Origin of the sequence: uncultured Limnohabitans sp. (assembly GCF_937889215.1) — a bacterium.
Lineage (GTDB): Bacteria > Pseudomonadota > Gammaproteobacteria > Burkholderiales > Burkholderiaceae_C > Limnohabitans_A.
The window spans coordinates 1-5,750 of the sequence record NZ_CALBEX010000229.1 but is presented as its reverse complement, the minus strand read 5'-3'; the positions used below and the strand labels follow the sequence as shown (position 1 = coordinate 5,750).

The window sequence follows — 5,750 nt, the reverse complement described above, 5'->3', positions numbered from 1 at the left end:
CGATCTCGATGTCGTGGAAGTTCTGCACGGCGGCGCGAAACACCATGCGGCCAATTCGGCCAAATCCGTTGATGCCAATTTTGGTGGTCATGTTCGTCTCACTTTCGTTAGGGGTCTGTGCTGCAACCCACCCGGCTCGGGTGTGCTGATCGTGTAACCATCCTATGCGAATTAATGAAACTTTGTTACCAAACCCCTTGTGCGTGTGGATTTGTTCTGGGTTTGTAACTGATGCGGCAAGAGAGGGATGCGCCCATTTTCAGGGCATTCACGCCGCGCCCTCAAGCCATCCATCGCGTATGAAACTTCCCCGCCCTGTCGGTGCGCTGGTAAGTGTGTGCCCCAAAATAATCGCGCTGAGCTTGCAGCAAGTTGGCGGGCAAACGTGCTGAGCGGTAGGCATCGTAATAACTCAAGGCGCTCATGAATGCAGGCATAGCCACGCCGCGCAGTGCAGCTGCGGCCACGACTTCCCGCAAGTCTTGCTGGCTGTCGGCCATGACGCGGGCAAAGTGCGGGTCCACCAGTAAATTGGGCAAATCGGCCTGAGTTTGAAAGGCGCGGCGGATGTCTTCGAGCAGGTTGGCGCGGATGATGCAGCCCGCACGCCAGACCTTGGCGACTTGGGCCATGGGCAGATGCCACTGGTGTTCGCGGTCGGCGGCCCGCATGAGGGCAAAGCCCTGGGCATAGGCGCAAACCTTGGCGGCCATCAAGGCCCCACGCAGCTGGGCCAAGACCGCACCACGCTCAGGCCACGGTGATGCAGGTGGCCCGTGCAAAACCCGGGCAGCTGCGACGCGCTCGGTCTTGATGGCGCTCAGCGTGCGGGCGAACACCGCCTCGGCAATGGTCGGCGCGGGCACGCCCAAATCAAGCGCCACCTGGCTGGCCCATTTGCCTGTGCCTTTTTGTTCGGCGGTGTCCAAGATCATGTCCACTAAAGGCACACCGGTTTCAGGGTCGGTGTGTTGAAGGATTTGTGCGGTGATGTCGATCAGGTAACTGCCCAGCTCGCCCTCGTTCCAGGTGGTCAACACTTCGCTCATTTCTGCCGCTGACAAGCCCAACTTTTGCATGAAGGCATAGGCCTCGCAAATCATCTGCATGTCGGCGTATTCGATGCCGTTGTGCACCATCTTGACGAAATGACCCGCACCACCAGGACCCATCCATTCGCAGCAGGGCTGGCCGTCTTCGGCCTTGGCCGACATGGCTTGCATCAGGGATTGGATCAGCGGCCAGGCTTGGGGCGAACCACCGGGCATGAGAGCTGGGCCGTGCAAAGCGCCATCTTCACCACCGCTCACGCCAGCCCCCACATACAAAATGCCCGAGCCTTGCAGCGCAGCGATGCGCCTCTGGGTGTCGGTGAACAAGGTGTTGCCACCGTCAATGAGCACGTCGCCTGCCGACAACAAGGGGCGCATCTGGGTCAACACCTCGTCCACTGCCGCTCCGGCGGGCACCATCATCCAGATGCGCCGAGGCATGGCCAGACTGGCCACCAGATCGGGCAATGAAGACGCGGCTTGAGCTCTCAGGCCTTGGGTGCGCTGGCTGAAGCTCTTCCTGCGCTCGGCGTTCAAATCAAAACCGCTGACCGAAAAACCATTGCGCTCCAAATTCAGGGCCAGGTTTTCACCCATCACGCCCAAGCCCACAAGGCCGATGTCCATGGTTTGCATGTTTGCGTTGACCCTTTCTATTCCATCGCCGCATCCACCAACAGAGCGAGCATGCGGATTGTCGTTGGCGGTCGATGCGCCAGGTGTCGCGCAGCTGTCGCCATCAAGGGGCGCAAAAAAACCTGACAAGCTTCGGGCGCAAAAGCCCTGACCTGGCAGGTTTTTCAACCGAATCAGAGAGCATCAGCCCCTGCCCGGAATCTCCGAGAGCAGTTGCTCCACATGGGCCTTGGCTTTTTCGAGCGAAGCCATGCTGCCTGTCAGGTACATGCGGCCACTGGCACCGATCATGCTGCACTCGACCAGGGTCAGGTCGGGGGCGACTTTTTCGGCTTCGTTGGCCATGTGGGCACCAAACAGGGCCGGGGCCACTTCCATGAGCAGCATGTTTTGGCCAGGCAGCACCATGCTGGCTTGGCGTGTACGGTTCATCAGCACGGCGTGCTGATCGGTCACGTCTTCCAGAATGTCGCTGTACAGCAGGTGCGGGCGCAGCTGGTCTTGGGCCTTGGCGCCCATCCAGTCCAAAATGACCTGGCCAGCACGCTGCAGCGCCGCGCTGTCGTTGCTGTGCAACTCCAGCACGCCGAACTGCCGCTCCACGGCCAGGATGCCGGGCTCGAGCGTGGGCTCGGCCTTCAGGGCCAAGTCAATCACGCGCTGGATGGACAGCCCGGGGGCGATTTCGACCAGCAGCGCGTTGGTGCCTTGCATCGCCACGTAGCCGCGTGCGCCCAAGGGCGAACTCATCCACGAAGAGAACTGGGGCTGCAGGTCTGTGAGCGTCAGGTAAACCCGAAGCTCAGCGGCCGGCTTGGTGGGCGGTTTCGTGGCCGCGGTGGCTTTTTTGCTTGTGGCCATGCGGCCTCCTTATCTGCAGCAGCCTGCGATCACTTGCCGTCAAAGGCTTTGGACACGTCAGCGTGTGGACGTGGGATGACGTGGCAAGACACCACTTCACCGATTGCGCCCGCGGCTTCAGCACCGGCTTCGGTGGCGGCTTTGACGGCACCCACGTCGCCCGAGACGATGATGGCGACGAGGCCGCCACCGACTTCTTTTTTGCCAACGATGTTGACGTTGGCGGCTTTGACCATGGCGTCAGCGGCAGCGAAGGCAGCAACATAACCTTTGGTTTCGATCATTCCGATAGCTTGTGACATGTGAGTCTCCTTGAGGGGTTAAAAAGAAAGGGTTGAGGGAAAGGGTGAGGGAAAAAATACCGCTGCGTCAACGCATCGGTGTGGGGGTGTCGTATTTGTCGAGTGATGCAATGACCAAGGCATCGGCCACCACACGCGGGTGCGCAGGAGCGAACCACCAGGCAGCGGGTGCGCCGATGGTGATCATCACGCGCTCGCCGATGCCGCAGCCCAGCGGGTCGTAGCAAACGACCACGTCCTTGGGGTAGTCCAGTTGCACTTCCAGCAAGGCACCCGCAGGCAATTCCGGCAGTCGCTTGCTGGCCACGATGCGGCCGATCACGGTTCCTGTTTTCATGCGGTGGCTCCTCGGTCAATGGTGATGCCGCGCTTGCGCAGGGCTTCTTTGCCCAAAGGGGTCAAGACCGCTTTGGGGTGGATGCGAACGGTTTTGACGCTGGCGGGCAAGGTTTTGAGCAGCTTCTCGCCGATCACGCCTTGGAGTTCGGGCACGTCTTCTTTGTGATCGTGCATGTCGCAGGTGTCGCTCTTGCACTCGCAGGCTTTGCCTTCTTTGCACGAGGGGCAGCAAGCGGCCGGGTTGATGGCAGTGGTGGCGGCCATGGCCGAGGCACCACCGGATGTACCAGCAGAGGCCGCCACGGCTTTCACCGCCGCTTCGTCCACACGCATGTCAAAACGCAGCAAGCCCGATTGCGCCGCTTGCAGCAGCGCAGGGCTGGCGGCCAGGCGCTTGAACAGGTCGGTCAGCGAGGCGGCTTGCGCAGCGGTGCCCACACGCAAGGGCACCACCACGCCCTGCGGCCCAGTCGCGGGCGTATTCGCTGACGCTGCCGCCGGGGCAGCAGGTGCAGGTGCAGCAGCAGGCTTGGGCGCGCCAATTTGCTTCCAATAAGCGTCTTTGACGGCGATCAGGCCATCGCGTATCTGGTACACGTCGGTGCCGTCCAGCGTGACCGACTGGCCACCGGGCAAAGGCACGCCCACCTTGTAGTTTTGCACCACGGTCTGACCCAGCACGTTCATGTGCGAATCCGAGAACTTGGGGCCTGTAGGGCTGGCAAAGCGCTCTTTCAAGAACGCCCGGCAGGCTTCGCGGCCACGGAGCACGCGCGAGTCGGGCAAGGTCCACACCACATCGGGGGCAAAGCAGGCCACGATGGCTTCTGCACTGACCATCTCGTAACCTTGTTCGAAGCGGCGCATCAAGGCGGCCACCGAAGCGGGGTCATCCTTGGCTCGGCCTGCCCCCAAAGCCGTGCGCACCTGCGCCCGAATTTGGTCGCGCAAAGCGTCAGTGCTCATGCAGCACCTCCTGCGTCGCGGATCACGGCCTCGGCCACGGCAGCAGCGGCCCGCACGTCCGACGCATTGCCCGACAGGTACAAGCGACCGGCTGGACCCATGAAGCGGCAGTCGATCAGTTTGATGTTGGCGGCCTTCTCGGCCTCGTTGGCCACCAGCAGCGCATACGACGAGGTGGTCATCTCCATGATGTAGAGCGACTCGCCGGGCAAGAGCATGCTGCCGGACTTGCTGCGGTTGATCAAAAAGGCGTGGTAGCCGTCGACCCGGTCAATGACTTTGGAGGCCAGGATTTCGGGCTTGAGCACGCTTTTCTCGCTCACGCCCATGGCTTCGAGCACCGCGGCACCCGCCGATTTGACGGACGAAGAAGACTGGCCGTGAAACTCCAGATAGCCAAACTGCCGCTCCACCACCAGATTGCCAGGCTTGACGTTGTCGTGCTTCAAGGCGATGTCGGTCAGCCACTCGATGTCCATGCCGGGGGCCACTTCGATGACCATAGCCGCGTCGTTGTGGCGTGGCAAAAAACCGCGGGCGGTGGAGCCGAGCAAACACATCAGTTGTGGCTGCAAGCGGTCCAGAAAAATATAACTGCGCAAAGTGGACATGGGAGGCTTTCAGCGAAGGTATTCGAGTTCTTCCTGCACGATGCGCAGGACCATGGCCTGAAGTTCAGGCGTGAGGGTGGACAGTTGGCTTGGTGCCGCTGACACACCGGCAGACAGGGCTGCGCCCGAGGCCATGGCCCCGGCCCAGCCGCCCGGCAGCGGAAAGGCCACGCGTTTCCAGTTGACCAGCAGCTCGGGGCCGACGTTGCAGTCCACCGAGCTTTTGCCCGCGTAACCTGTGCCGATGGTGAAGGTGTAGGGCAAGCCGGTGTTGGCACCGGTGCTGTCATGCACCGTGGAGCCGTTGACGACCACGCGGTAATAGTCGAGTGCCGCACCCCAGACCACGGCCTGCTCGGCGCTGGCCGAATGGATGCCCGAGGTGTGGCCCGCACCGCTGTGCTGCAGCATGAGGCGCGCCACGCCAATGGCTTGGTCGATGTCCTGCACCACCACGCAACCCAAAATCGGCGAGAGTTTTTCTTTGAGCAGTACATGGCCCGCTTGCGGGTTGGCGATGGGGCACACCAGCGCCTGGCAATCCACCGGCACCTGCACGCCTGCGGCTTGGGCAATTTCAAACGCGGGACGGCCGACCACCTTGCCGTTGAACTTGCCACCAGGAAAGGCGTGGTTCTGAATTTTCTGTGCTTCTTCTTCGGTGCACACATGAGCACCCTGGCGGGCCAGGGCTTGCTGCATCTGCGCGGCGATGCTGGCGTGCAGCAAGAGCACCGATGGGGCCGAGCAGGGGCTGCCGTAGTCAAAGTTCTTGGCCGTCACAATGGTCTGCGCAGCGGCTTCGATGTCGGCGCTGGCGTCCACATAAATCGGCACATTGCCCGAGCCCACGCCAATGGCGGGGTTGCCCGAGCCGTAAGCGGCGCGCACCATGGGCGTACCGCCGGTGGCCAAAATCACGTCGGTGCGGGCGTCGCGCATCAGTGCACCTGTGGCCTCGACGGTGGGGCGGGTCAGAATCT

Annotated in this window: 8 protein-coding genes; all 8 read right to left on the bottom strand. The window is 61.9% G+C overall.

The genetic code is table 11. The annotated features are described in order from the left end of the window. Window positions 1-91 (bottom strand): glyceraldehyde 3-phosphate dehydrogenase NAD-binding domain-containing protein (locus Q0341_RS05810; RefSeq protein WP_299511169.1); only part of this gene is annotated, 91 nt, incomplete at its 3' end. Between the two features lie 190 nt (window positions 92-281). Further along, window positions 282-1,688 carry an NADP-dependent phosphogluconate dehydrogenase gene (gene gndA, locus Q0341_RS05805; protein WP_299511167.1) on the bottom strand — a complete coding sequence of 469 codons (1,407 nt, stop codon included), beginning with the start codon at window positions 1,686-1,688 and terminating at the stop codon, window positions 282-284. Between the two features lie 183 nt (window positions 1,689-1,871). Next, window positions 1,872-2,549, bottom strand: a complete 678-nt coding sequence (locus Q0341_RS05800; RefSeq protein ID WP_299511166.1) for a microcompartment protein — start codon at window positions 2,547-2,549, stop codon at window positions 1,872-1,874. A gap of 29 nt (window positions 2,550-2,578) precedes the next feature. Beyond that, window positions 2,579-2,851: a BMC domain-containing protein gene (locus Q0341_RS05795; RefSeq protein WP_019427480.1), complete on the bottom strand. Its 273-nt coding sequence runs from the start codon at window positions 2,849-2,851 to the stop codon at window positions 2,579-2,581. 67 nt (window positions 2,852-2,918) lie between these two features. Further along, window positions 2,919-3,188, bottom strand: a complete 270-nt coding sequence (locus Q0341_RS05790; protein WP_299511164.1) for a EutN/CcmL family microcompartment protein — start codon at window positions 3,186-3,188, stop codon at window positions 2,919-2,921. Next, the gene (locus Q0341_RS05785; protein ID WP_299511162.1) at window positions 3,185-4,156 is read right to left on the bottom strand and encodes a nuclear transport factor 2 family protein; all 972 of its coding nucleotides are present in this window, start codon (window positions 4,154-4,156) and stop codon (window positions 3,185-3,187) included. Before Q0341_RS05785 ends, Q0341_RS05790 begins: the two co-directional genes overlap by 4 nt. After that, window positions 4,153-4,767 (bottom strand): BMC domain-containing protein, encoded by a 615-nt coding sequence (locus Q0341_RS05780; protein ID WP_299511159.1) that lies wholly within the window; start codon window positions 4,765-4,767, stop codon window positions 4,153-4,155. The genes Q0341_RS05785 and Q0341_RS05780 overlap by 4 nt, the downstream gene beginning before the upstream one ends. 9 nt (window positions 4,768-4,776) lie before the next feature. Beyond that, the coding region (locus Q0341_RS05775) for an aldehyde dehydrogenase family protein (RefSeq protein WP_299511158.1) at window positions 4,777-5,750 on the bottom strand (974 nt) is incomplete at its 5' end.

What these genes read in the sequence shown, in the direction of transcription:
- gndA (WP_299511167.1), bottom strand. Translation starts at nt 1,688, where the DNA reads ATGCAAACCATGGACATCGGCCTTGTGGGCTTGGGCGTGATGGGTGAA.
- Q0341_RS05800 (WP_299511166.1), bottom strand. Translation starts at nt 2,549, where the DNA reads ATGGCCACAAGCAAAAAAGCCACCGCGGCCACGAAACCGCCCACCAAG.
- Q0341_RS05795 (WP_019427480.1), bottom strand. Translation starts at nt 2,851, where the DNA reads ATGTCACAAGCTATCGGAATGATCGAAACCAAAGGTTATGTTGCTGCC.
- Q0341_RS05790 (WP_299511164.1), bottom strand. Translation starts at nt 3,188, where the DNA reads ATGAAAACAGGAACCGTGATCGGCCGCATCGTGGCCAGCAAGCGACTG.
- Q0341_RS05785 (WP_299511162.1), bottom strand. Translation starts at nt 4,156, where the DNA reads ATGAGCACTGACGCTTTGCGCGACCAAATTCGGGCGCAGGTGCGCACG.
- Q0341_RS05780 (WP_299511159.1), bottom strand. Translation starts at nt 4,767, where the DNA reads ATGTCCACTTTGCGCAGTTATATTTTTCTGGACCGCTTGCAGCCACAA.